Raw genomic sequence first — 25,866 nt, forward strand, 5'->3', positions numbered from 1 at the left:
ACGGCGTTGCCGGCGTGGGACGTACTAGCCGCCGGCGGGTGCTGCCATCGACCCGAGCAGCTGCGCCGCTTCCGGGCGATCCGGCGCCGCGGCCTGCATTTGCACCAGCAGCGCACGCGCCGCGGCCGGGTCCATCGAGTCGAGCAGGGCCGCCATCTGCAGCAGCGGATCGTAGGCCGGGCGGAAGTCGGCGCTGAGGCGCAGCACCGCCAGCAGCGGGCCGCCGACCTGTTCGATCATCCGCCGCGGATCGGCGACCGGCTGCACGTTGCGGCCGGCGGCGAGGTAGCGGTCGCGCGCGCGCCAGTAGGCGGCGATGCGTGCGGAGGATTCAGGCTCGGCGCGGCGGTCGAGCAGCTCGGCCGGCGCAATCGCAACCGCCTGCACGAATGTGAGCAGCCGATCGGCCGGCGAAGAGTCCGCGGCATAGGTGATGCGCGGCGCGCGATACGCCACGACCGGATGATCATCGGTGTTCAATGCGGCATTGCCGGCGAATCGCGCCAGCGCCCGCGGTCCGGCGACGAAGCTGCCGAGCACCGCGTATTCGTCGGGCAGCCCGAATTCCTGCGGCTCGTGCAAAAGATGCGCGCCGTTGATGCGATCGCGAACCTGCGCCGGGTTGATGCCCGCTGCATCGCGGCGTCCGACCAGGCCGATCGTCGGCGTGATCAGGCTGTTGGTGGCGAGCATTGCGGTGGCGTCCGGATACACCGCGAGAAAGCTGCGGACGATGCTGCGCAGCGAGTCGAGATCGAGCTGATGCAGTGGCAGCCATTGGCAGAACAGGCCGCCACTCTGCAGGCGTTGACGCACCGCGGCGAAATGTTCGACGGTGTACAGCGAGCCCGAGCCGCTGCGCGCCGGATGAAAGTTGTCAGCGACGATCAGGTCGTAGTGCTGCGGCGTGGTGCGCACGTAGCGGCGCGCGTCGCCGGCGAGCAGATGCAGCCGAGGGTCCGCCGTAGCGCCGGCCAGCGGCTCGCGGAACAGCGCCGACGCGGCGATGACTTCCGGCAGCAGCTCGACCGCGTCGACCTGCAATTGCGGATCCTGCGCCATCGCCGCCGCGGTGACGCCGGTGCCGAGGCCGAGCATCAGCGCGTGATGCGGCTGCGGATGCAGCAGCAGCGGCAGCAGCGCCTGGCGCGCGTCGGCGAACACCGTCGCACTGCTGCCTTCCTGCTGACGGTTGTCGATATGCAAGGTGGCGACGCCGTCGCTGTCCTCGACCACGCTGACCGCGGCCATCACGCCTTCGTCGTAGCTCACGATGCGGCCGTTTTCCGGCAGGTCGACGATCGCCAGGCTGCTCACCCACCAGCAGGCGGCGATCAACGCGGCGACGCTCAGGTAATGCGACGGCGCTTTCCACGCAGCGCGGCCCGACAGCAGCAAATAGGCGGCGGCGAGCAGCGCCAGCGAGTTGCGCGTGCCGATCGCCGGAATCAGCCCGACACCGAACAGCAGCGGCGCCAGCGCCGCGCCCAGCGTGTTGAAGCCGAGCACGCGGCCGAGCGCGATGTGCTGCGCGCGTGCCTGGGTCGAAAGATGGCTGAACAGCGCGCCCATGACGACGGTCGCCGGCAGGAAAGCCGCGGCGGCAACCGTGGCTTCGGCCAGCAGCGCCGGCAGCATGCCGGCGCCGAGCAGTGACAGCACGCTCGCCTGCAGCCATTGCGCATGCGCCAGCGCCAGCATGCCGAACAGGCACGTCAGCGCGAGCGCGCGCAGCAGCGTGTCGCGGCGACGCACCGCATCGTCGCCAGCCGACGGCCAGCGCGCATAAGCGGCGGCGCCCATCGCCGAGCCGAGCAGGTAAACCGCCAGCAACAGCGCGAAGGTGTAGACCGTGTCCTGCGCTACCTGCGCGAGCACGCGTACCACGACGACTTCATAGCCGATACCGAGCAGGCCGGTTGCGGCCAGCATCCACAGCGCGGCGTTCGCGCGCGGCGCCGCCTTTGCATCGACTGCGTCGGGCGCAGTAGCGGCGGCGCCGCGCATCAGCAGCAGGCTCGCGATCGCGCAAAACAGATTGAACGCCGCGCACAGGCCGGCGGTGCGCAGCAGGCCCCATTGCGGCACCAGCACGAAAGCCGCAGCCAGCACGCCGACCACGGCGCCGAAGGTGTTGCCGGCATACAGCGCCGCGATCGAGCTGCGCTGGCGGCGCAGCGTCGCAAGGAGGCGCTCCATCGCCGGCAAGGTCGCGCCCATCGGTGCGGTCGCCGGCAGCAGCAGCACGAAGGTGCCGAAGAAGGCGATCGCCCAGTGCCGCAGTGGCGAAGGTTGCGGACCGATCAGATCGAGCAGCGTCGCGGTGACCGGCGCCAGCAACACCGCCAACGCCAGACTCCAGAGGCCGATCGCGATTTCGCAGGCGGCGTACCAGCGCGCCGTCTGCGTACTCCGGGCGATGCGCTCGCCCAGCAGCAGCGCGCCGACCGCGAGCCCGGCGAAGAACGCCGCGACCACCGCCAGCACCGCGGCCGCTTCATGCCCGAGCCACAGCGCCGCCTGCTGAGTCCACACGATCTGGTAGCCGAGCGAAGCAAAGCCGGAGGTGAACATCAGCAGCAGCGCCACGCGGGGCGCCCGGCGGTTCCGCAGCAACTGCCCGTCATTCCCGCGAAGGCGGGAATCCAGCGACGGATGGCGCGGCTCTGTCAGCACCGGATTCCCGCGTTCGCGGGCATCACAGCTTCAGGTGTCGGCATCCGCCTCAACCACCGAAGCCAATCTGATAACCCCAGGAATCCAGCCGCGTCGGGATCGCATTGAACGACAGGGTGATGCGCCGCGCGCCGGGGTTCGGCGGCACCGCGTGCAACAGGTAACTGGGGAACAGTACGACGTCGCCCGGCTCCGGCGGCGGGCTGATCCATTTGTCGGCGTTGTAGCGCCCGGTGACGACGCCGGCGTGGTCGTTGCGGAACGCGAAGTCGGTGCCGCCCGGCGACTTTATGAACACCGTGCGCGAGTCGGGGTGCGTCGCCGTCAGGTAGACCACGCCGGAGATGAAGCTGTTGGCGTGGTTGTGCATCGCCTGGCGGCCGCCGGTGTCGAGCACGTTGACCCACATCTCCTTCAGCGACCAGCCGAGCGGCTCACCGAACAGCAAAGCGCCGAACTCGGCCAGCAGCGGCGTGATCAGGCCGGCCGCCTCCACGAACAGCGGGCTGTCGCCGGGCTTGAGCATCGCCGTGTGCGACAGGTTCTCCGAGGAATTGTTGGCCAGCGTTGCGTTGCCGCCGAAGTGCGCCGCCAGTGCCGAGACCAGCGTGGCCGGCAGCGCGCGCGGCATGCGCATGAACGGAACCGGGAACAGTCCGATGACTTCCGGCGCAGGGCTCGACATGGGCTTGATGGCGTATCGCGGGGACCAACTCCGATTTTGCGCACGCGCAGATGACGGCTTGATGGCAGCGGGCACCGTCGACGAATTCATTTTTTCTTAATAAGTCCGTCACCAAGCGCCACTACCTTGGCGCCCATTCGCCGCGATGCCGTGGCGTCCGTCGCAGTGTGCGGGCTCCTCCTCGAGGCTCGCGCTTCACCTGATTGCCGCAGTTGGTCCTACAAAGAAAGGGAGCTTCACTCATGAGCCGTAGATTCGACAGAACCCCGCTGGCCCTCGCCATCGCCGGCAGCTTCGGCGCCGCCGCGTTCGCGCTGGCCCCCAGCGTCGCCAGCGCCGCCAAGCCGGTTGCGACCTACGTCGCCGGTGATTTCCACAACCACACGACCTGCTCCGACGGCTCCATCTCGATGCAGAAGCTGATCAAGAAGGTCACCGACAAGACGCAGACGCCCTGGGGTCTGGACTGGTTCGTGCAGGCCGGCCACGGCGGCAGCGGCAACCGCAACTGCACGCTCGCCGAAGACGCGACGCTGGCGACGCCGGCTTATCCGCTTGCTTTTGGCGCGGACGGCACCACCCAGCTCGGCCCGACCACCACCTGGCAGAACAGCAACCCGTCGATTACGCCCAAGGGCCTGGTCTCCGGCAGCTCGCCGAACCAGGTGATGTGGCGCTGGCAGTCGATCCAGGAATACCAGTACCCGCTGGTCGAGTACTTTGCCGCCTACCTCGACAAGCCGCTGTTCATCGGCGTCGAGACCGTGGCCCCGGGTCATGAGCATGTCTCCATGTCGGTGATCGGCGGCCAGACGCCGAACTCGATCTACAAGAACAAGCTGCCGACCACGCCGGGCTACAAGCCCAAGGGCAACGCCAACGCGCTCGCCCAGTGGGAATACTGCTTCGACCGCAACGACACCGACACCAGCCGCGGCGACACCGCCGTCGGCAGTGGCATCGGCAACAACTGGGACTGCTCGGTCCCGGGCAGCGCCAATGCCAGCGATCCGAGCTGGAACGCCACCGCGCAGAAGCTGATGCCGGCCAGCGGCACCGGCACCGGCGTCAAGGGCGACTCCAAGTCGCAGGAATCGATGAAGTGGCTCGCCGAGTACCACGGCGACGACAGCTACTACATCCCCGCGCATCTTGAGCGCGCCGGGCCGTTCAACCCGGACGGCAACAACGGCTACAACATCGAGCACCTGCGCAACTACAACAACATCGCGCCGGATATCGCGTTCGGCTTCGAAACGCAGCCGGGCCACGGCGCCTCCGATGCGCGCGGCGAATACAACGTCCACCGCAACAACATCGCCGGCGTCAACGTCGATTCCGTCGGCGGCACGACCTACGGCGGCACCGGCGTTTACGGTGCGCAAATCGGTGGCGTCTGGGATGCGCTGCTCGGCGAAGGCCGCGACTTCTTCTTCTTCGCCAGCTCCGACTGGCACAACCGCGGCATCTTCGGTCCGGACGACCGTCGCTCCTCGCAGGACTTCTATCCGGGCGAATACCAGCGCACCTACGTGCTGGTCGAGCCGAACGACAAGGACGGCCGCCTGAAGCCGCAGAGCGTCGTCGACGGTCTGCGCACCGGCAATGCGTTCGCCTCCGCTGGCCAGCTGATCGACCGGCTGGCGTTCGTCGCCTGCTACGGCCTGGACGCGTCGAAGGTCAAGTCGATCGCCGAAAACGCCGCGCTCACCAACACCGCCGTGTCGAAGACGACCTGCGCGACGATGGGCCAGCATCTGCAGGTTCCGGCCGGCAGCGACGTGATCGTGGCCGTGGTGGCGCGTGATCCGGATGCCGCCAACTTCTCGCCGTACACCTTCAACAACCCGTCGTTGGCGCAGGTGAGCATCGAGCAGCCGCTCAACAAGCCGGTGCTCGACCACATCGACATCATCGGCGGCCTGATCACCGGCAAGCGTGCGCCGTCGGATGAGGACTACGCTGGCGAGTGGCCGAGGGACTGGATCACCAACCCGAACATGGCCAACGTGCCGGCGGCGGCGAAGAACACCAGCTCGGCGCTGCTGAAGACCTTCCCGATCGCGGGTGCCAAGACCATCGACGGCAACACCGAGTACAAGGTGGTGACGTACAAGATCAAGGCGCCGACGGCTTCGCAGTACATCCGTCTGCGCGGCAGCAACCTGCCGGCTTCGGTGCCCTTCGAGACCGACGCCAGCGGCAACCCGCTGGCGGATCTGTATACCAACGCCGCGGCGATCAACCCGTCGGTTCCGGGTGGTTTGGACGGCCAGCCGGCCGGCTCTAACCTGAAGATTCCTTGCACGGTTGTTGGCACCACCGAGTTCGACGGCTGCCCTGCGCATCTGGGCACCTTGAACGGCCAGAAGATGGTCAGCTACGACATCGCCGCCTGGTCGGATCTGTGGTTCTACAGCAACCCGATCTTCATCGAGATCGCGGCTTCGAAAGACATCGCGCAGAAGTGAGCTGAGCCGCAATCGAGCTGAATAGCAGCAAGTAGCACGGCGCCGCGCGGCAACGCGCGGCGCCTTTTCTCGTTTTTTCCGTTTGAAACCGCATCACCCGAACAATGACCACTTCCCTGCAAGCCAAGGCCACCGATCGCCCCCATGCCATGCCGTCGAAACTGAGCCGGTTTCCCGGCTGGATGCGCGAGCCGCTGCTGCATTTCGTGCTGCTCGGCGGCGTACTGTTCGCCGCCGATCATGTGATCTCCGGCCGCGACGGCGACCCGAACCTGATCGTCGTCGACGAGAAAGTCGACACCGAGGCGCGGGACGTGTTCGAAAAAGCGCGCGGCCGCGCGCCGAATGACGATGAGCTGTACGCGCTGCGCAAAGTCTGGCTGGACAACGAAGTGCTGTATCGCGAAGGCCTGAAAATGCAGGTCGATCGCGGCGATCCGGCGATCCGCGACCGCGTGATTTTCAAGGCGCTGAGCAACATCGACGCCAGCGTGAAAATGCCGCCGATCACCGACGACATGCTGAAAGCCTGGCTGGAAAAGCATCGCGACAAATACGACGAGCCGACGCGCTACGACTTCCACGAAGCGGTACTCGGCGGCGAACGCAGTGAGTCCACCGCACGGGCGTTTGCCGAGGCGCTCAATCGTGGCCAGCCCGGCGATTCGCAAGCCGGCCTGCGCGTGTTCACCGGCCGGCCGCTGTCGAACATCGAGCAGAGCTATGGCAGCGACTTCGCCAAGGCGCTGACCGGCGCCGCGCCGGCGCAATGGCAGGCGCTGCCGAGCAAGGACGGCTGGCATGTGGTGCAGCTGTCGACGATCACGCCGGGCAAGGCCGCCGACTTCGAGACGCTGCGCGGCGTGCTGTCCGCCGATCTGACCGACGCCACGCTCGCCGAACAGCGTAGCGCCGCGGTGCGCGCGCTGGCCAAGCAGTACACGATCAAGCTCGAAAAGATGGAGCCGGCCACGCCATGAGCCAGCCCCTGAGCCGCGCACTGCGAGTGCTGGCGCTGCCGCTGTTCGCGCTGTTTGCGCAGGCTGCCACCGCGCATGAAATCTCGATGGCCGAGATGAGCGTGAACGAAACCGCGCCCGGCGAATTCCTGTGGCAATGGGGCCCCGGAGAGAAGCGCGCGCCCGAGACCGAGCTTAGTGCGATCTGGCCCGACACCTGCCGCGTCGAACCCGGCGTGCTTCATTGCGGCACACAGGGGCTCAAGGGAACGCTGCAGGTCGAAGGTGTCGGCAAGAGTTTTTCCGCGGCGATGATCAAGGTCAGCTGGCTCGATGGCCAGTCGCGCGTCTACACCTTCACCACCGGCCAGAAGCAAGCGCATCTGTACGGCTCCGCTGACGATCAGCGTGGCATGGGCGAGATCGCCAGCGCCTACGTGAAGCTCGGCGTCGAGCATATTCTCAGCGGCTTCGACCACCTGGCCTTCGTGCTGTCGCTGCTGTTTCTGGTTGGCTTCCGGCGCGAGCTGCTGCTGACGATCACCGCTTTCACGCTCGCGCACAGCCTGACGCTGGCACTGAGTTCTCTCGGCTGGCTGACCTTGCGCTCGCCGCCGGTGGAGGCGTCGATCGCGCTGTCGATCATGCTCGTCGCCAGTGAAGCCCTGAGCGGCGAGCGCACGCTGACGCGCCGCTGGCCGTCGCTGGTGGCCTTCCTGTTCGGCCTGGTACATGGCCTGGGCTTTGCCGGCGCACTGAAGGAAATCGGCTTGCCTGAGCAGCATCTGGCGGTAGCGCTGCTGACGTTCAACGTCGGCGTCGAAATCGGCCAGCTGCTGGTGATCGGCCTGGTGTTCGCGCTGTACCGCGCGGTCGCTCGCTTCCCGCAGACCGCGCTGGTGCGCACGCCGGCGCTGTACGCGATCGGTAGCGTCGCCGCGTTCTGGTCGATAGGGCGCATCGTCGCGATCCTGTCGTAGGGCGGTTTTTTGCCGTCATTCCCGCTTCCGCGGCAATGACGCTCGGGGTGAATGTTGTTCGGAGATCCAAATGAAATGTTGCAGAAATGCCGCAACGCTGGCTGCGATGTTGTGGATGGCGTCCGCTGCCGCTCAAACCGAACCCACCGCCGACTACCAGTTCAAAGGCAGCCTTAGCAGTTCCGCCAACAAGAAGAAGGCGCCGCCGCTGGTGCTGCTGGCCTCAGGCAACAGCTTCGTCAACACGACGGTCGACGGCGTCGAGCGGCAGGTGCTGCAGTTCCCGCTGCATGCCGGTCTGCAATTGCAACCGACGAACAAACTGCTCAGCAGCAACGGCGACTACACGATCGCCGTGCTGGCCGGGCTCGATGACGTCAGCGGCCGGCGGCGGCTGGTGGATTTCAAGAGCGGAAGCTCGGACAGCGGGCTGTACGAAACCAGCGGCAGCCTGTCGTTTGCTCCGCTTGCAAACGGCAGCAGTGCCGCCGTTGCCAAGCCCGGCGAATTTCACCAGTACGTGGTCACGCGCAATGCGTCCACCGGCCGGCTCGCCGGTTATCTCGACGGCCTGCCGACTTTTGCAGTAACGGACTCCGGCGGCCTGGGCGTGATCAGCGCCGAAAAAGCGCTGCGCTTCTTTTACGACAACACCACCGACGGCACTACCGGTGAAGACGCGTCGGGGCAGGTGGCGCGCATTCGCCTGTTCCCCGCCGAGATGAATTCCGAAGCCGTGGCGCAGCTCGACTGGGTGCCGGGCGGCCCGCAGCACACCGCGACCGTCAATTTCACCTATCTGCCGGCGACCACACCGCTGGCGTTCGGCGATACCGTGGAATGGCGCTTCTACGACAGTGCCGGCCACACCGTGACCGATGAGTCCGGCACCAACGCGTTCGAATCGGGCTACCAGACCAAGGGCGGCGTCTTCACCCAGCAGTTCGACGCGGCCGGCACTTACGAATACGGCTGCGCCTTCCATTCGTCGATGCACGGAACGGTCGCGGTGGCGATGACCGCCAAGCCGGCCGAAGGCGGTACGGCGACCAGCTTCACGCTCAAGTGGGCACTTGCCAAGGCCGCCTCCGGCTTCGTCTACGACGTCGAGATCCAGCGGCCCAGCGATTCCGCTTTCGTCAGCTTCCGAAACGGCACGACCAAGAACTCGGCGAGCTTCGTCGCCGATGCCGGCGCGGGAACCTACCAGTTCCGCGCGCGACGCCGCTCGCTGACCTCCGGCGCCGTCGCCTTCTCTCCTGTGCTGCTGATCAAAGTCTCGTAGTTCGCAGCTCCTTCAACGACGTAATAGACAACACCAAGCCATGAACCGTTTCGCCCTGGCTGCGCTCACGTTCGCCTTCATGACGCTATCCCACGCTGCCGAGCCCGTAACCGCCAGGCAAGTCCCCTGCGATGCACCGCCGATGCCCGGCGACAGCCGCGAAATCAAATGCACGATGCCCGCCGACGGCGCGGCCAGGCAGTACCGCTTTGTCGTCCACTTTGTCGGCGGCCACGACGACACCAGCGCCTCGTTCAAGGCCTTCGAGGACGGCCAGCCGCTGGCCTGCGACAAGGCAAGCAAACTCAGCCTGTTCGGCGAAGACGGCGAGGTGAGCCTGTATTGCAACTTCTCGCCGAAGCAGGACGCCGCGAGCCCGCACGTGGTCTCGTTCTCGGTGCTGTGGAGCCACGCGCAGTACGACCGCTTCGAGCTGATAGAGCAATAGTAAGCAAGCGGTTACCCCTCTCCCCCGAAGCGGGGCAGCCGTGAGGTCGTGCGGTCACCACAGCGCGCTCAGCCGCTACAACGCATCCAGCGGACTGCGCACGCCACGCCCGCCGCGATTGAGCACGTGCGTATAAATCATCGTGGTGGCGACGTCGCTGTGGCCCAGCAACTCCTGCACGGTGCGGATGTCCGAACCTGATTCGAGCAAGTGGGTCGCAAATGAGTGGCGCAGCGTGTGCGGCGACACCGGCTTGGCGATACCGGCCCGCAGGGCGCCGCGCCGTACCAGCTTCTGGATGCTGGACTCGTCCAGGTGATGCCGGCGCACCGTGGCCGAGCGCGGATCCACCGACAGCGTCGGCGCGACGAACACGTATTGCCAGCCCCATTCGCCCGGCGCGTTCGGATACTTGACCGCCAGCGCATCCGGCAGCCAGACCGAGGCATGCCCGGCGAGCCTGTCCTGCTCGAACAGCGCGCGGCGCTGCTCGATCTGTCGCCTCAACGGTTCGGCCGTGGCATCCGGCAGCACGGTCGAGCGATCCTTGCCGCCCTTGCCCTGCCGCACGATGATCTGCCGGCGCTCGAAATCCACATCCTTGACACGCAGCCGCAGGCCTTCGGTGAGGCGCATGCCGGTGCCGTACAGCACGCGCACCAGCAGAGCAGCCGGCGTTGCCGAGCCGACCGCCTTCAGCAGCGCGTCGGTCTCCTGCCGCGTCAGCACCGTCGGCAGCCGCGTTGGCTTCTTGGCCCGCGTGACGCCGTCCAGCCAAGGCAACTCCACCGACAACACATCGCGATACAGAAAAAGGATCGCCGCCAGCGCCAGGTTCTGCGTGGCGGCCGATACGTGCCGCTCCACTGCCAGGCTGGTCAGAAACGCCTCGACCTCCGGCGCCCCCATTTCCAGCGGATGCCTTTTGCCGTTAAATAGGATGTAGCGCTTCGCCCATGCCCAGTAAGTTTCCTCGGTGCGCAGGCTGTAGTGCTTGGCCCGCAGCCGACCGCGGAACTGGTCCTCCAGCCGGAGAGGGGATGCGCCGGAGCCGGTGTCCACCATGGATTCCGCCTTTGTAGAAGACAAGAGAGAGGAATCAGAGTGTTATGAAATTCAAAATCAAGTTATGCGGACAGCGTCCCAGATTAGGCGGATTCCGGTGTCCAACTAATTGGCGTTGAACTAAACCGCTATCGCGGTAGCTTGTTCGGTTTGGAATCGAGTGTTGATTGTGATGATGTGTGCTGGTCGTCGTGGATGGTGAGACTTCCAGCGGCGTGTTGATCGTTGCAGCTTTCTCACACGGGAATGTGCCCGTCTGATGAGGAAGTGTCATGCAACCACTCCGTCTTCAAATGCAGCGCGACATGAAGCTGCGCGGCTTGGCGCTGCGTACGCAGGAAACGTATATCGCCGCCGTGGCCGCTTTGGCAAAGCACTACCGCTGTTCACCCGATGGGCTGAGTATCGACCAGATTCAGCGCTATGTGCTGCATCTTCTGGAAGACCGGCAGCTGTCGTGGAGTAGCTGCAATCAAGCGATCTGCGCTTTTCGATTCTTCTACGGCGTGACGCTCAAGCGCGGCGTGTTTGCTCTGGAGATTCCGCATGGACGCACGCCGCAGAAGCAGCCTGAGATTCTGAGTCGATCCGAAGTCATGCGCCTGCTGGATGCCGCTTCCCGCCTGCATGATCGCGTGCTGCTGAAAACGACGTACGCTGCCGGCCTTCGATTATCGGAAGTCATCGCGCTTCGATGGAGCGACATCGACAGCGAGCGCATGAGCCTGCGCGTGGAGCAAGGCAAGGGGGCTCAGGATCGCTACACCGTCCTGTCGTCCGGCCTGCTGGCCGAATTGCGGACTTACTGGAAGCTGCGTCGTCCTGAAGGGCCGTGGCTGTTTCCGGGGCGCGATCCGAGTGTGCCGATTTGCGACAGCTCCGTGCAACGACTCTATACGCACACCAAACAAAAAGCCGGCATCACCAAGCGCGGCGGCATCCATGCGCTGCGCCACGCTTTTGCCACGCACCTGCTGGAGGCCGGCATCGATCTGCACATGATCCAGCGGTTTATGGGCCACCGCTCGCTGTCCACGACGCAGCGCTACCTGCATCTGACGCAGTCTCATCTGAAAGACAAAGCCGGCGCCTTGGATTTGCTGCAGTCCGGGTAAATCGATGGCCGCGTCGGCGAGGCCGACGCTGGCGCAGATTGTCACGCTGCATGCCGACGCCTGCGCCGAGCAATACGGCCTGTCCGCTTCCCAGCGCAAAGTCTGCCGCGCGATCCGCTCGTGCCGCACCGCTGCCCTGGGTGGGCAACTGCAAGCCTGTGAAGACTGCGGGACGGTGCGCTACGTCTATCACTCCTGCCGAAATCGCCATTGCCCGCGCTGCCAGACCCGGGCCAAAGAGCGCTGGATCGATGCGCGGGTGACCGAGCTGCTGCCGGTGCCGTACTTTCACCTGGTCTTCACGCTGCCCCACGCATTGCATCGCTTGCTGCCGCAGCAGACGCGCTGGATCTACGACACGCTGTTTCGATGCGCCTCGCAAACGCTGCTGGCGTTTGGGCGTGACCCATCAAGACTGAACGGCACGCTCGGCATCACGCTGGTGCTGCATACCTGGGCGCAGGATCTGTCGCGGCATATCCACGTGCATGGCGTCGTCACTGGCGGTGCGCTGACAGCGGATGGGCGCTGGGCCGGCTCGAAAACGTCTTTCCTGTTTCCGGTACGGGCGCTGTCGAAAGTGTTTCGTGGGAAATACCTCGAAGCGCTGCGGGAAGCGCACGACACCGGCGCTTTTCGCGACAGCACATGGACGCAGGATGATGCGCGGTGGACCGCCTTTGTCGATGAGCTGCAAAAGCCCGAATGGGTGGTCTACGCCAAACCGCCCTTCGGCGGACCCGAGCAGGTGATCGCGTATCTGGGCCGCTACACCCATCGCATCGCCATCAGCGAGCAGCGCCTGATCGACGTGAATGACCGGCAGGTGAGGTTTCGGGTGCGGCGCGGTCAGGATCGGTCGGAGCGCAAGGCACTGACACTGCCTGGCGCGGAGTTTCTGCGTCGCTATCTGCTGCACGTCTTGCCGTTGGGATTTCAGCGGCTGCGGCATTACGGGCTGACCGCCAGCCGCTGCAAGCAAGACAAGCTCGCGATGTGTCGGCAGCAACTGCAGGTGAGTGCGCCACCCGCCAAGCCAGCGGAGAGCGTCGAAGCCTTCTGGCTGCGCGTCGCCCAGATCGACATCCGTCGTTGCCCGGATTGCGGCGGGCTCCTGCAATTATCGGCCAGCCTGCCACCGGCTCGTGGGCCGCCATGAATTGCCGGCGGGGAAAGCAGATCCGGATCGAAAACCGGGCCGCGCGCGGCCCGAACCCGGCTGCGCCGAGGCGGGAAATTGACGGCTCGTGGAGCGCCTGCCACAGTCTGCGCCATCGATCGAATCACCGAAATCGGCGCTGGGGAGCGCGATGGTCATGCTCGATTCCAAACACGAGGACCACGCCGGAGCGAATCAAGCTCTGCATCGCAAAGCAATCCCCATAAGCCCGACCGCCGGCACCGGCGGTTTAGTCCAACGGCGTTTATCCACCACGCCTCATCTGGCCCACCACGCCGCCGTGCGCCGGCGTGGTGGATAAACGACTATTCGTTGGACGTCATAAAAGCCATGCTTCCAGACGTAGTCAGTGAAACTCGGCGGGCCGGCCAATGTACCCGGTCGTGGGCTCAAATAGCCCCCTTCTTTTCGCGCTCACCAGAACCTGTGCGCGCACTCAAACTTTGGGCGCGGGAGGAAATGATGTGGGTCGAGGTCAGCTACAAAGACGCAGCTAAAACGGAGCCGGTCTCCGTGCTATTTGGAGCTTCTCGGTGAGCAAGCAACTCGGCAACATGCCGTCCAACAAGGCGCTGCAGCCGACGTATTTGCCTCCGCTTCGCTACAGCAAATCCGCGGGTGAGCTTGGGCGTTGATATGACTACCGCCGTCAAGAGCCGGCGATGAAGGATTTTTGTTGAGCTGTTAGATCATGGTGTGTTGAATCTTCTGAAGGTGACGCAGCCAGCACACTCGACGGTTGCTCATGCTGATATACGTGGGTTGGTTACCACAGTGCTGGAATCCGTCTATGCACCTGCCGCGGTCTGGGCACGCGAGTCAGCGCTGTTCTGCTGTCGCCTAACGCCGTCGCGGGTTGTGCACACTCACCGGGCTGCGCCACCTTCAGAAGACTCGTTCTCCGTTGTGGTGTGTGAATGGAAAGGTCGAAAGGAATCAGGCTGCCGCGATCGGCGTTCTTCGCGCGATGTCCCAGATGAAGCCGGCCAGCTCACGCGCGATGGCCGTCACCACGACGTTGCGGTTCTTGCCCTGCAGGATCAGCTTTCGGAATCGTCGGCACAGCCGCAGTTGTGCATCCCAGGCTCGATCGATGATCGGCTTGGGCAAACCCTCATGCCGCTTCTGGATGATCGGGCTGACCTTGGCGATGTAGCGATAGCTCCAGGCTGCCTCGATGAGCAGCTTTCGCGCGACGCTGTTGCCGGCCTTGGTGATGCCGCCTTTCTTCACGCTCGCACCGCTGCTGCGCTCGCTGGGCACCAGCCCCAGCCAAGCCATCAGCTGGCGCGGGTTGTCGAAGCGTGACAGGTCGCCGGCTTCGGAGATTACGCCGACCGCGACGGTGAATTGCACGCCGCGCAGTGCCTGCAGGGCTTGGATCACCGGATAGAAGCGCCAGTCCGGCGCCGCGTCTCGCAGCACCTGCTCCAGCCGCTCGCACTGCGTCAGCCGATCCTCGACCGATCGACGATGCTCTTCAAAGGCGAGCTGCGACCAGACCTCGGGAAACGTGAACCGCGACAGCCAGCGGCGGTGGGCCTCGCGCCAGTCGGCACTGCCGGTGTAACGCACGCCGTGGACCAGCAGGAACGATTTCAGGCGCTGCTTGGCCTGCTTCAGATCTTCCTTGGCGCCGCTCCAGGCCCGCACCAGATCGCGAAACGCCTCATCGCGCTCATCCGGCACATGCACAAAGGACAGATCGCCGCTGCGCAGCGCCTTGACCAGCTTCTCGGCGTCGCGCCGATCCGTCTTCACCCGATCACCGGCCTTCTTGGCGATCAGCGACGGAGCACAGACGTGGCAGGTGAAGCCGGCCCGGCTCAGCTGGCGCTGCAGACCGTAGCCGCAGGGCCCGGCTTCATAGACGAACACCACGCTCGATGCCTTGCTCTGCATGCGCTTGCAGAGCCGATCGATATCCCGCTCCAGCACGCCGACATTGCCGATGCTCGACACCTCGCCAAAGCCGACCGAATAAGCCGCCACAATCGACTCTTTATGGACGTCCAATCCCACAAAAACGGTGTTATCGTTTGCCATGCTGACCTCCGCGTAAGGAAACCGATCCATGAGCGCAGTCCTATCTCGCTCCTGCGGCTCTGGCGTCAAGCTAACCCGCGCTACGGCCTTTGCGGAGGTCAGCACCTCTGACGGCGGTAGTCATACTGTCTGGGCTGCTACAACATGACAGCTCAAGAGCCCGTGACCATTGAGGCGTTGGCTGAGGCGCGTTTACATCTAAAGCGCGTATGCGCAAGGCAAGTGTTCGTGTTCGTTGCTGGCGCCCTAGTACTCGGTGCCGGCCTCGGAACCTACATGTTTTTTTTGAGCGGCTTGTCTCTATCAACGACCTTGAGGGTTAGCGCGGTCATATCAGTATTTGCGGCGGTGGTGTTTGTCGCCGGCCCGCTCATCCACTACCTTCGCGTTTTCCGTCACTTCGCTAGAGTCGAAGCAATAGTTCTGTCTGGCATTGCGGTTCCGTTAGCCGAGGCGCTATACAAGAGGTCACATTCATGATCAAGCCGCAGCCCAACAGGGCATTCAACGCGACGGCCCGTAAACGGGCCGCGCGTTAATTTCGGCGTTGAGGCTGTAGAAAAACCCTAAATCTGGCACACATCCCGCTGCTTCTTTCGCGACGAAAGGAGAGCGGAGATGGCACGCTACAAGCCGGTTGATCAACACCTCTCGAAGCTGCTGCCGGTGAACTTTGCCGAGCAGATTGTTCCGGGCACTTTCGAGTACGCGCTGAACTGGCTGGTCGATCACGAGATCGATCTATCTGTCTTCGATGCGCGTTACTGCAACGATGAAGTCGGCGCAGCGGCGTATCACCCGGGTGTGCTGTTGAAGATCGTATTGTTCGGCTATGCCCGCGGCCTGACATCGAGCCGCGACATCGAGCGGGCCTGCCGCGAGAACGTGGTCTTCATGGCGCTGTCGGGCGACACACAGCCGCACTTCACGACCATCGCCTCATTCGTGGCGAAGCTGCCGGGCGAGATCACCTCCGTGTTCCGCAACGTGCTGCTGGTGTGTGACGAGCAGGGCCTGATCGGCAAAGCGTTGTTTGCCGTCGATGGTTGCAAGCTTCCGTCGAACGCCTCTCGCAGCCTGAGCGGCACGCGGGCCGACATGGCGAAGAAGATCGAGAAGATCGACCGCGCCATCGCTCATATGCTGGATACGCATCGTCGCCAGGACGCCGGCCAGAATCTCGACACGCTGACGCAGCGCGAACAGCAGCAGATCGAAACCCTGACGCGAAACAGCAACAAGCTGCGTGAGTGGTTGGCGACCCATCCGGAGAAGACCAATCGCAAGGGCGAGCCGCTGAAGTCGAACATCACCGACAACGACTCGGCCACGATGAAAACCAGTCACGGTGTCGTGCAGGGCTATACCGGCGTGGCGGCCGTCGACGCCAAGGCGCAGATCGTGGTGCAGGCCAGTGCCTTCGGAATCGGCCAGGAGAACGGACTATTGCCGGATGTGCTGCAGGCGCTGCGCAGCGACTTCAGCGCGATCGGCAGCACCGATCCCCTGGCGGATGCGACGGTGCTGACCGACTCCGGCTATCACTCCGAAGCCACGCTGCAGCGGTTGGCCGACGATCAGGTCGATGCGCTGATCGCCGATACCGGCTTCCGGTCACGCGATCCGCGTTTCGCGGAAGCCTGGCAGCACAAGCCGATCGAAAAGCAGCGCCAGCCCGGCGAGCATCGATCGAAATGGTTCGGTCGAGCCGATTTCCTCTATGACGCCGATCGGCGGACTTGCATCTGTCCGAATGGAAAGCAGCTCAAACTGAAGACGGTCAATATCGTGATCAGGGGCCGTCGCGGTGTCGGCTTCGAAGGCACGCGATCGATGTGCCAGGCCTGCTCTTTAAAAGCGAAGTGCATGCGCAAGCCGGATGTGAGTCCGTGTCGTCAGATCACCTTCTTCGACGGCAGCAAAGTGAAAGAGACGCACCCGCAGACCAAGGCGATGAAGGCCCGAATCGATACGCGTGAAGGCCGGCTGCTGTACAGCCGTCGGCTCGGCATCGTCGAGCCGGTCTTCGGCAACCTGCACACCAAGGGCCTGCGGCGATTCACACTTCGATCCCGACGCAAGGTGGATGCGCAATGGAAACTCTTCGCCATCGTCCACAACGTCGAGAAGCTCAGAGGCAAAGCGCCTTGAATGGCACTTGGAAAGCCTGCCGACTCGCAGTATCGTCAGCACAGACCTTCCACACCCCAGGCGACGGCTCGTGACGCTGCAGCGTTTTCTATCCACGAACAGCTCAGGCAAGTCGTCGGCTTGCTTAGGGAACCTCTGAATAACTCACCGAAAGTCGAAGCGGTGACTGCGGCGCTGCCTTCATGATTGTTTTCTGCGAAGCCGACTGATTCATTTATCGGCCTGAGCTGATCAAAAGACGCTTACCGGTGACAATTCATCCCACATTGAGTATCAGCGGGCGCAATTCCCCCGTCATCGACAGCAATTTCTTTCGCACCATCCACAGATTCGACAGCGCAAACAGGGTCATCACCTGCGCCGTGTTTTTCGCCAGGCCCTTGAAGCGCACCTTGTTGTAGCCGAACTGCCGCTTGATTACGCGAAACGGATGCTCGACGAAGGCGCGAACGCGAGCCTTGGCATATTCCGCCTGCTGAGCCGCGCGCTTTTGACTGCCTTCCGGCATCGCACGAATCCGGCTTGAGCGAGCCGCGATCTGCCACTGCAGTTTCTTTCTCACCACGCGCTTGTCTGCGCCCGTGTAGCCCGCGTCGGCATAGACTACTTGCTCCCTGCCGTGCAGCAACTCGTCCACCACCGCGATGTCGGCTTCATTGGCAGCGGTTACCACCACGGTGTGCACCAAGCCAGAATCCACGTCCGCGCCGATGTGCGCCTTCATGCCGAAAAAGTACTGATTGCCTTTCTTGGTCTGGTGCATCTCGGGATCGCGCTCACCGTCGGCGTTCTTGGTCGAACTCGGCGCCGAAATGATCGTGGCATCCACCATGCTGCCGCGCTTGAGCAGCAAGCCTTTGCGCCCCAGGTAGGCATTGATCCGGGTGAAAAGCTCCAGCGCTAACCCATACGTTTCCAGCAGGTGTCTGAAATTCAGAATCGTGGTCTCGTCCGGAATCGGCCGCGTCAGCGACAGCCCGGCAAACTGACGCATCGAGGCGACTTCGTACAGCGCCTCTTCCATCGCCGGATCCGACAATCCGAACCAGTTCTGCATGAGGTGAATGCGCAGCATCGTCGCCAGCGGATACGGCGGCCGTCCATTGCCGCCCACCGGATACACCGGCTCGATCAGCGACAGCAGCGACTTCCACGGAACCACCTGGTCCATCTCGGCTAGGAAAATCTCCCGACGTGTCCGTTTTCGCTTGCCCGCGTACTCCGCGTCCCCGAAACTCAACTGCATTGCTTCCGCTCCGATTCTTTTCTAGCCACAGATCGCAGCAACCATCACGCCACTCGCAATGGGTTTTTCAGACCTTCCTTAGCTGAGACGATTGCGGCTGATTTTCTACAGCCTCGTTGGACGTAACAAGGGAGGGGGTTTGATGAAACGAGCATTTCTGCTTTTAGTCGTGTCGCTTTCTGGCTGCGCGACGACAACGATTACGGGTTTTACCGATCCCGACTATCGAAGCAAGAGCTACAAAAACTTTGTAGTCGTCACTCCGAATCTAAACTTGGAGTACTCGTCGTTGCTGCAAGGCAAGGTATGCAGCGCAATTCAGGCCAAGAATGCTTCATGCGTCAGAGGTCTTGACCTGTTCCCACCAACACGGACGTTCGACAACGCTTCCATCATTCAAAAGCTGACGGAAAATAAGATCGACGGCTATTTGCTCCTAACCTACGGCGGTGGCTCCACCCAGAGCCAGCAGGTTGGAACATTGGCATACGGGAGCGCCACTGTATTCGCCAATACAATTTCTGCTTACGGCTCTTCCACTCCGGTAATGTCCTTCTCAAGAAGCGACGGATACGGCGTCGTGCTCATTGACACACAAAGCTACAACAAAGCCTGGGTTGGAGGCACAAGAACTCAGGCACAAGGCCTGGCAAACATAACTGACGACGTCTTTACGGGCAGTCTCGCAGATCAAATTGCCTATGAGCTTCAGCGGGCTGGTCACTTGTAGTCGAGGAGGAAGCGCGTGGAAGATCAGTTCAAAATTAATCTGAATCAAAATCTATTGGGGCTTGTCGTTTCATTCGGTGCACTGGGAGCTGCTGAGCATTTCGGCCTATGCACGCTTTTCTGGTTTGGAGCTATAGCGTCGTCAATCATGCTGCTTTCTGTCGCAGTAACTACGCTCGCATATACAACCAAATACTGGAAGCAGAAACAGTAGTGGCAAAAAGTCACGTCCAACAATGGGTTCAAGCCGACGGTCAACGCTTCGCGTTGCCCGCGGCTTAACCCGGGCGTTGAGGCTGTAGAAAAACCCTAAATCTGGCACACATCCCGCTGCGTCTTTCGCGACGAAAGGAGAGCGGAAATGGCACGCTACAAGCCGGTTGATCAACACCTCTCGAAGCTGCTGCCGGTGAGCTTTGCCGAGCAGATTGTTCCCGGCACTTTCGAGTACGCGCTGAACTGGCTGGTCGATCACGAGATCGATCTGACGGTCTTCGATGCGCGTTACTGCAACGATGAAGTCGGCGCAGCGGCGTATCACCCGGGTGTGCTGTTGAAGATCGTATTGTTCGGCTACGCCCGCGGGCTGACATCGAGCCGCGACATCGAGCGGGCCTGCCGCGAGAACGTGGTCTTCATGGCGCTGTCAGGCGACACACAGCCGCACTTCACGACCATCGCCTCCTTCGTGGCGAAGCTGCCGGACGAGATCACCTCGGTGTTCCGCAACGTGCTGCTGGTGTGTGACGAGCAGGGCCTGATCGGCAAAGCGTTGTTTGCCGTCGATGGTTGCAAGCTTCCGTCGAACGCCTCTCGCAGCCTGAGCGGCACGCGGGCCGACATGGCGAAGAAAATCGAAAAGATCGACCGTGCCATCGCGCACATGCTCGACACGCATCGCCGCCAGGATGCCGGCCAGAACACCGACACGCTGACCCAGCGCGAACAGCAGCAGATCGAAACCCTGACGCGCAACAGCAACAAGCTGCGTGAATGGCTGGCGACTCATCCGGAGAAGACCAATCGCAAGGGTGAACCGCTGAAGTCGAACATCACCGACAACGACTCGGCCACGATGAAAACCAGTCACGGCGTCGTGCAGGGCTATACCGGCGTCGCCGCCGTCGATGCCAAGGCACAGGTCATCGTGCAGGCCAGTGCCTTCGGAATCGGCCAGGAGAATGGACTATTGCCGGAGGTGCTGCAGGCGCTGCGCAGCGACTTCAGCGCGATCGGCAGCGCTGATCCCCTGGCGGATGCGACGGTGTTGACCGACTCCGGCTATCACTCCGAAGCCACGCTGCAGCGACTGGCCGACGATCAGGTCGATGCCCTGATCGCCGACACCGGCTTCCGGTCACGCGATCCGCGTTTCGCGGAAGCCTGGCAGCACAAGCCGATCGAAAAGCAGCGCCAGCCCGGCGAGCATCGATCGAAATGGTTCGGTCGAGCCGATTTCCTCTATGACGCCGATCGGCAGACTTGCATCTGTCCGAATGGAAAGCAGCTCAAACTGAAGACGGTCAATATCGTGATCAGGGGCCGTCGCGGTGTCGGCTTCGAAGGCACGCGCGCGATGTGCCAGGCCTGCTCTTTAAAAGCGAAGTGCATGCGCAAGCCGGATGTGAGTCCGTGTCGTCAGATCACCTTCTTCGACGGCAGCAAAGTGAAAGAGACGCACCAGCAGACCAAGGCGATGAAGGCCCGAATCGATACGCGTGAAGGCCGGCTGCTGTACAGCCGTCGGCTCGGCATCGTCGAGCCGGTCTTCGGCAACCTGCACACCAAGGGCCTACGTCGATTCACACTTCGATCCAGGCGCAAGGTGGATGCGCAATGGAAACTCTTCGCCATCGTCCACAACGTCGAGAAGCTCAGAGGCAAAGCGCCTTGAATGGCTCTTGGAAAGCCTGCCAACTCGCAGTATCGTCAGCACAGACCCTCCACACCCCAGGCGACGGCTCGTGACGCTGCAGCGTTTTCTATCCACGAACAGCTCAGGCAAGTCGTCGGCTTGCTTAGCTGAGACGATTGCGGCTGATTTTCTACAGCCTCGTTGGGCCGCGAAAACGTCAGAGCAATTTAGTGGAGCAGTTCTGGGCTAACCGCCGTCAGCCTCACGCCTTATCCGAGCTTGTTGTGGCTGCGAGCGGCATCTGATTTTCAAGTGTGTCGGCGTTGCTCCGCGCATCGAAGCGCGGTAGGGTCTGGGAACACATTCGGGGGAGTGCGTTATGATCTTCAAGCTCAATTCCAGCTTGCTCGGCGCAGCTCAGCTCGCGGCGTTGGTGGTCAGCGCGGCCCAACAAGGCGCTGCACGCGAAGGCTTCGCCTCGCGTGAGCTTTGGCGTTATACATTGAGTCACGCCAGTGCATGACTTCGACGAGCGCCTAGAAAGAGCCACGGCGCGAATTTCTCAGACGTATTTCCAGCTACCAGTAGCTGGCCGAGAAGCTCCCATCTATCGAGAGCGCGTGTATTGCTACGAGCTTTACCATCAGCTTCGGCACAACTGGCCAGAGTACGGGTACTTTTTGTCTGGAGAAATCGACAAGGCAGGGCATCCGGTCATTCGGCACGGTTACATCGCCAAGTCGAAGCCTGATTTTTTGATCCACGTCCCAGAAGACATGGATAACTTCGCGGCTATTGAAGTAAAGCCAATTAACGGAACATCGGCTGGCGTTCAAAAGGACATCAGAACTCTGGTGGCATTCCTAGATCACGCCAACTACGAGAGGGCGTTGTATCTGATATACGGAGATGCAGAAAAAGGTAAAGCATTGGTGTCGGCGCAGAGGCAACTTCTGGCTCAGAACCTGGAGGGTCGAGTTGAGCTTTGGCATCATTCCAAGCCTGGCCAACCAGCAGCGAAGATCGCAGTTGCGAGGGGCAATGTATAACTATCGCTTCAAGCCGACGCCCACGCCTCCGCTTCGCTCCGGCGCGGCCGCGGCTTAAGCTAGCGTTGGGCCGCGAGAGCGTCACCGCTTTTTAGTGGAGCAGTTCTGGGCTAACCGCCGTCAGCTTCGCGCTATATCCGAGCTTGTTGTGGGTGCGAGCTGCATATGATCTGCAAGCGTGTCGGCGTGGCTCCGGGCATGGAAGCACGGTAGGGTCTGAGAACACATTCGGGGGAGTGCGCTGTGATCTTCAAGTTCAGTTCCAGCCTGCTCATTGCTGCTCACTTCGCGGCGTTGGAGAGCAGCTCGGCCCAACAAGGCGCTGCACGCGAAGGCTTCGCCTCGCGTGAGCTTTAGGCGTTGGGCGACACAATGAAATGGACCTTGACGATTGCTCTCTTTACGGCCACGTTCCAAGCGGTCGGTTCCTGCGATGCTCCGAAGGATCAAAAAGAGGCAAATACCTGCTATACCAGCGCTTCGTTGTCGCTAAACAAATCGCTGGCCCTTCAGATCGATGAGTACGGGGCTCGGCTTAGTGCTTCTCAGGTATCGCAGTTGCATGCGTCGCAGGCTGCCTGGGAGAGTTACCGCAAAGCTCAGTGCACGTTCGAAGCAAGTGGGGCTCAAGACAGCCCCGCATATCCGGAGGTTCACGCCCAGTGCGCAATTCTCATGGCGCAGGCTCGCTTGCAGTTAATCAGGCGCATCCAGTATTGCAAGGCGGGGCCAATACCCTGTCCCGTTCCATGGGAGTAATGTCGCCCAACCAGGCGCTGCACCCGACGTATTTGCCTCCGCTACGCTACGGCAAATCCGCGGGTGAGCGTGGGCGTTGATATGACTTCCGCCGTCAAGAGTTGAACGACGGTTGTTGTTGGATTTATCGATTCATGATGTGGGTTGAATCCTCTGAAGGTGACGCAGCCAGCACACTCGACGGTTGCTCATGCTGATATACGTGGGTTGGTTACCACAGTGCTGGAATCCGTCCATGCACCTGCCGCGGTCTGGGCACGCGAGTCAGCGCTGCCTTGCTGTCGCCTAACGCCATCGCGGGTTGTGCACACTCACCGGGCTGCGCCACCTTCAGAAGACTCGTTCTCCGTTGCGGTGTGTGAATGGAAAGGTCGAAAGGAATCAGGCAGCCGCGACCGGCGTTCTTCGCGCGATGTCCCAAATAAAGCCGGCCAGCTCGCGAGCGACGGCGGTCACCACGACGTTGCGGTTCTTGCCCTGCAGGATCAGCTTTCGGAATCGTCGGCAGAGCCGCAGCTGGGCATCCCAGGCTCGATCGATGATCGGCTTGGGTAAACCCTCGTGTCGCTTCTGGATGATCGGGCTGACCTTGGCGATGTAGCGATAGCTCCACGCTGCCTCGATCAGCAGCTTTCGCGCGACGCTGTTGCCAGCCTTGGTGATGCCGCCTTTCTTCACGCTCGCACCGCTGCTGCGCTCGCTCGGTACCAGGCCGAGCCAGGCCATCAGCTGGCGCGGGTTGTCGAAGCGTGACAGGTCGCCGGCTTCGGAGATTACGCCGACCGCGACGGTGAATTGCACGCCGCGCAGTGCCTGCAGGGCTTGGATCACCGGATAGAAGCGCCAGTCCGGCGCGGCGTCTCGCAGCACCTGCTCCAGCCGCTGGCACTGCGTCAGCCGATCCTCGACCGATCGACGATGCTCTTCAAAGGCGAGCTGCGACCAGACCTCGGGAAACGTGAATCGCGACAGCCAGCGGCGGTGGGCCTCGCGCCAGTCGGCACTGCCGGTGTAACGCACGCCGTGGACCAGCAGGAACGACTTCAGGCGCTGCTTGGCCTGCTTCAGATCTTCCTTGGCGCCGCTCCAGGCCCGCACCAGATCGCGAAACGCCTCATCGCGCTCATCCGGCACATGCACAAAGGACAGATCGCCGCTGCGCAGCGCCTTGACCAGTTTCTCGGCGTCGCGCCGATCCGTCTTCACCCGATCACCGGCCTTTTTGGCGATCAGCGACGGAGCGCAGACGTGACAGGCGAAGCCGGCCCGGCTCAGCTGGCGCTGCAGACCGTAGCCGCAGGGCCCGGCTTCATAAACAAAGACCACGTTCGACGCCTTGCTCTGCATGCGCTTGCAGAGCCGCTCGATATCCCGCTCCAGCACCCCGATACTGCCGATACTCGACACCTCGCCAAAACCGACCGAATAGGCCGCCACGATCGACTCTTTATGGACGTCCAATCCCACAAAAACGGTGTTATCGTTTGCCATGCTGACCTCCGCGTAAGGAAACCGATCCATGAGCGCAGTCCTACCTCGCTCCTGCGGCTCTGGCGTCAAGCTAACCCGCGCTACGGCCTTTGCGGAGGTCAGCACCTCTGACGGCGGTAGTCATACTGTCTGGGCCGCGAGAGCGTCACCGCTTTTTAGTGGAGCAGTTCTGGGCTAACCGCCGTCAGCCTCACGCCTTATCCGAGCTTGTTGTGGCTGCGAGCGGCATCTGATTTTCAAGCGTGTCGGCGTTGCTCCGGGCATGGAAGCACGGTAGGGTCTGAGAACACATTCGGGGGAGTGCGCTGTGATCTTCAAGTTCAGTTCCAGCCTGCTCATTGCTGCTCACTTCGCGGCGTTGGAGAGCAGCTCGGCCCAACAAGGCGCTGCACGCGAAGGCTTCGCCTCGCGTGAGCTTTAGGCGTTGGGCCGCGAGAGCGTCACCGCTTTTTAGTGGAGCAGTTCTGGGCTAACCGCCGTCAGCCTCACGCCTTATCCGAGCTTGTTGTGGCTGCGAGCGGCATCTGATTTTCAAGCGTGTCGGCGTTGCTCCGGGCATGGAAGCACGGTAGGGTCTGAGAACACATTCGGGGGAGTGCGCTGTGATCTTCAAGTTCAGTTCCAGCCTGCTCATTGCTGCTCACTTCGCGGCGTTGGAGAGCAGCTCGGCCCAACAAGGCGCTGCACGCGAAGGCTTCGCCTCGCGTGAGCTTTAGGCGTTGGGCCTGGGCCTAGAAAAATGGAAGACGACTTTGCGCCCGATAGAGCAGACAAGATCATCCGTTTTCTATGCGGTCTCACTATTATCGGCGGCACGTCACTTTTATTTATCGCGGTCACCTTTCCTGCTGTATCGGCAAAGCCACTGTGGTGCATCTCTAGCGTTATCGGCGTTATATCTGGCGTTTGTGCGCTGCGCTTCGGCGACAATTTCTGGCTAAAAATCAGTGGCATTTTCCACTGAGCGCGGTAGCATCGCTGGTATACATTTGGCGGGGGTCGTTGTGATCTTCCAACTTCGTTCCAGCTTGCTAGGTCTCGGTCACTTCGCGGCGTCAGAGAGCAGTGCGGCCCAACAAGGCGCTGCAGCCGAAGTGCTTCGCACTCGGCTGAGCTTTAGGCGTTGGACCTGGACCTAAAAAAGCCTATGGGTGTTGACCCAATAACCGCGATGCTAGCTCAGTGTCTTGGCGCGGCAGCGTCAGTTTCTGCTATTGCAATGCTCTATCACTTGTACCGTTGGGCTAGTCAGTACAAGCGGGCACCTGGCCAGTTGCAACTGTTCAATAGTTTATTCGTGCGTGATAGTGAGCTTACCAATGCTGGGGTTGAGCACAAGAAACGGTTCTGGTTCTTCTGGAGGTTCTTTGCAATTTCACTTATCAGCACCATGGCGCTCGGTCTCGTGTCTGCAAAGTCTGTCAACGCAGGCTGAGCAGCAGGTCCAACAAGGCGCTGCAGCCGAAGTGCTTCGCACTCGGCTGAGCTTCGGGCGTTGGGCCGCGAAAACGTCAGAGCAATTTAGTGGAGCAGTTCTGGGCTAACCGCCGTCAGCCTCACGCCTTATCCGAGCTTGTTGTGGCTGCGAGCGGCATCTGATTTTCAAGTGTGTCGGCGTTGCTCCGCGCATCGAAGCGCGGTAGGGTCTGGGAACACATTCGGGGGAGTGCGTTGTG

General features: G+C 62.3%; 22 protein-coding genes. 16 read left to right on the plus strand and 6 right to left on the minus strand.

Annotated features, from left to right (window positions below; all coding sequences use genetic code 11):
* Positions 1-24: 24 nt before the first annotated feature.
* Both ACQZF9_RS02775 and ACQZF9_RS02780 read right to left on the minus strand, forming a co-directional pair.
* Positions 25-2,589 carry a fused MFS/spermidine synthase gene (locus tag ACQZF9_RS02775; RefSeq protein WP_428311753.1) on the minus strand — a complete coding sequence of 855 codons (2,565 nt, stop codon included), beginning with the start codon at positions 2,587-2,589 and terminating at the stop codon, positions 25-27.
* Positions 2,590-2,725: 136 nt separating this feature from the next.
* Entirely contained in the window at positions 2,726-3,361 is a 636-nt protein-coding gene (locus tag ACQZF9_RS02780) for a TIGR02466 family protein (RefSeq protein ID WP_428311754.1), read from the minus strand.
* 242 nt (positions 3,362-3,603) lie between these two features.
* Here ACQZF9_RS02780 and ACQZF9_RS02785 point away from each other — a divergent pair, with 242 nt between their 5' ends.
* From ACQZF9_RS02785 to ACQZF9_RS02805, 5 genes are all read left to right on the plus strand, one after another.
* A complete protein-coding gene (locus ACQZF9_RS02785) occupies positions 3,604-5,832 on the plus strand; it encodes a hypothetical protein (RefSeq protein WP_428313507.1) in 2,229 nt (742 codons plus the stop codon).
* Positions 5,833-5,936: 104 nt separating this feature from the next.
* Complete coding sequence (locus ACQZF9_RS02790) at positions 5,937-6,812, plus strand: peptidyl-prolyl cis-trans isomerase (RefSeq protein WP_428311755.1); 876 nt, start codon at positions 5,937-5,939, stop codon at positions 6,810-6,812.
* The gene (locus ACQZF9_RS02795) at positions 6,809-7,771 is read left to right on the plus strand and encodes a HupE/UreJ family protein (RefSeq protein WP_428311756.1); all 963 of its coding nucleotides are present in this window, start codon (positions 6,809-6,811) and stop codon (positions 7,769-7,771) included. The genes ACQZF9_RS02790 and ACQZF9_RS02795 overlap by 4 nt, the downstream gene beginning before the upstream one ends.
* Positions 7,772-7,841: 70 nt before the next feature.
* Positions 7,842-9,056 (plus strand): hypothetical protein, encoded by a 1,215-nt coding sequence (locus ACQZF9_RS02800; protein WP_428311757.1) that lies wholly within the window; start codon positions 7,842-7,844, stop codon positions 9,054-9,056.
* 40 nt (positions 9,057-9,096) lie between these two features.
* Complete coding sequence (locus tag ACQZF9_RS02805) at positions 9,097-9,504, plus strand: hypothetical protein (protein ID WP_428311758.1); 408 nt, start codon at positions 9,097-9,099, stop codon at positions 9,502-9,504.
* Between the two features lie 75 nt (positions 9,505-9,579).
* Here ACQZF9_RS02805 and ACQZF9_RS02810 read toward each other — a convergent pair whose 3' ends face one another.
* Complete coding sequence (locus tag ACQZF9_RS02810; protein ID WP_428311759.1) at positions 9,580-10,569, minus strand: integron integrase; 990 nt, start codon at positions 10,567-10,569, stop codon at positions 9,580-9,582.
* A 272-nt stretch (positions 10,570-10,841) separates the two neighbouring features.
* Between ACQZF9_RS02810 and ACQZF9_RS02815 the strand changes: the two genes are divergently transcribed.
* Both ACQZF9_RS02815 and ACQZF9_RS02820 read left to right on the plus strand, forming a co-directional pair.
* Entirely contained in the window at positions 10,842-11,684 is an 843-nt protein-coding gene (locus ACQZF9_RS02815; protein WP_428310497.1) for a tyrosine-type recombinase/integrase, read from the plus strand.
* A gap of 4 nt (positions 11,685-11,688) precedes the next feature.
* Entirely contained in the window at positions 11,689-12,843 is a 1,155-nt protein-coding gene (locus ACQZF9_RS02820; protein WP_428310496.1) for an IS91 family transposase, read from the plus strand.
* A gap of 957 nt (positions 12,844-13,800) precedes the next feature.
* On the opposite strand, the gene ACQZF9_RS02825 is transcribed toward ACQZF9_RS02820, so the two are convergent.
* Positions 13,801-14,910: an IS110 family transposase gene (locus tag ACQZF9_RS02825; RefSeq protein ID WP_428313352.1), complete on the minus strand. Its 1,110-nt coding sequence runs from the start codon at positions 14,908-14,910 to the stop codon at positions 13,801-13,803.
* A gap of 618 nt (positions 14,911-15,528) precedes the next feature.
* Between ACQZF9_RS02825 and ACQZF9_RS02830 the strand changes: the two genes are divergently transcribed.
* Positions 15,529-17,061 (plus strand): transposase, encoded by a 1,533-nt coding sequence (locus ACQZF9_RS02830; RefSeq protein WP_428311760.1) that lies wholly within the window; start codon positions 15,529-15,531, stop codon positions 17,059-17,061.
* A 256-nt stretch (positions 17,062-17,317) separates the two neighbouring features.
* Here ACQZF9_RS02830 and ACQZF9_RS02835 read toward each other — a convergent pair whose 3' ends face one another.
* Entirely contained in the window at positions 17,318-18,307 is a 990-nt protein-coding gene (locus ACQZF9_RS02835; protein WP_428311761.1) for an IS5 family transposase, read from the minus strand.
* Positions 18,308-18,449: 142 nt separating this feature from the next.
* On the opposite strand from ACQZF9_RS02835, the gene ACQZF9_RS02840 reads away from it, so the two are divergent.
* From ACQZF9_RS02840 to ACQZF9_RS02865, 6 genes are all read left to right on the plus strand, one after another.
* Positions 18,450-19,037 carry a hypothetical protein gene (locus ACQZF9_RS02840; protein ID WP_428311762.1) on the plus strand — a complete coding sequence of 196 codons (588 nt, stop codon included), beginning with the start codon at positions 18,450-18,452 and terminating at the stop codon, positions 19,035-19,037.
* Positions 19,038-19,052: 15 nt separating this feature from the next.
* Positions 19,053-19,250 carry a hypothetical protein gene (locus ACQZF9_RS02845; RefSeq protein WP_428311763.1) on the plus strand — a complete coding sequence of 66 codons (198 nt, stop codon included), beginning with the start codon at positions 19,053-19,055 and terminating at the stop codon, positions 19,248-19,250.
* A 147-nt stretch (positions 19,251-19,397) separates the two neighbouring features.
* Positions 19,398-20,930, plus strand: coding sequence for a transposase (locus tag ACQZF9_RS02850; protein ID WP_428311764.1), 1,533 nt, complete (start codon positions 19,398-19,400; stop codon positions 20,928-20,930).
* A 340-nt stretch (positions 20,931-21,270) separates the two neighbouring features.
* The gene (locus ACQZF9_RS02855) at positions 21,271-21,414 is read left to right on the plus strand and encodes a hypothetical protein (RefSeq protein WP_428311765.1); all 144 of its coding nucleotides are present in this window, start codon (positions 21,271-21,273) and stop codon (positions 21,412-21,414) included.
* Positions 21,407-21,940 (plus strand): methionyl-tRNA formyltransferase-like protein, encoded by a 534-nt coding sequence (locus tag ACQZF9_RS02860; RefSeq protein ID WP_428311766.1) that lies wholly within the window; start codon positions 21,407-21,409, stop codon positions 21,938-21,940. Before ACQZF9_RS02855 ends, ACQZF9_RS02860 begins: the two co-directional genes overlap by 8 nt.
* Positions 21,941-22,312: 372 nt before the next feature.
* Positions 22,313-22,699: a lysozyme inhibitor LprI family protein gene (locus tag ACQZF9_RS02865; protein ID WP_428311767.1), complete on the plus strand. Its 387-nt coding sequence runs from the start codon at positions 22,313-22,315 to the stop codon at positions 22,697-22,699.
* Positions 22,700-23,080: 381 nt separating this feature from the next.
* Here ACQZF9_RS02865 and ACQZF9_RS02870 read toward each other — a convergent pair whose 3' ends face one another.
* Positions 23,081-24,190, minus strand: a complete 1,110-nt coding sequence (locus ACQZF9_RS02870; protein WP_428313353.1) for an IS110 family transposase — start codon at positions 24,188-24,190, stop codon at positions 23,081-23,083.
* Between the two features lie 739 nt (positions 24,191-24,929).
* Between ACQZF9_RS02870 and ACQZF9_RS02875 the strand changes: the two genes are divergently transcribed.
* Together ACQZF9_RS02875 and ACQZF9_RS02880 are read left to right on the plus strand one after the other, a co-directional pair.
* Positions 24,930-25,154, plus strand: coding sequence for a hypothetical protein (locus tag ACQZF9_RS02875; RefSeq protein WP_428311768.1), 225 nt, complete (start codon positions 24,930-24,932; stop codon positions 25,152-25,154).
* Between the two features lie 159 nt (positions 25,155-25,313).
* The gene (locus ACQZF9_RS02880; RefSeq protein WP_428311769.1) at positions 25,314-25,625 is read left to right on the plus strand and encodes a hypothetical protein; all 312 of its coding nucleotides are present in this window, start codon (positions 25,314-25,316) and stop codon (positions 25,623-25,625) included.
* Positions 25,626-25,866 lie beyond the last annotated feature (241 nt).

The organism is Hydrocarboniphaga sp., assembly GCF_965279055.1.
GTDB lineage: Bacteria > Pseudomonadota > Gammaproteobacteria > Nevskiales > Nevskiaceae > Hydrocarboniphaga.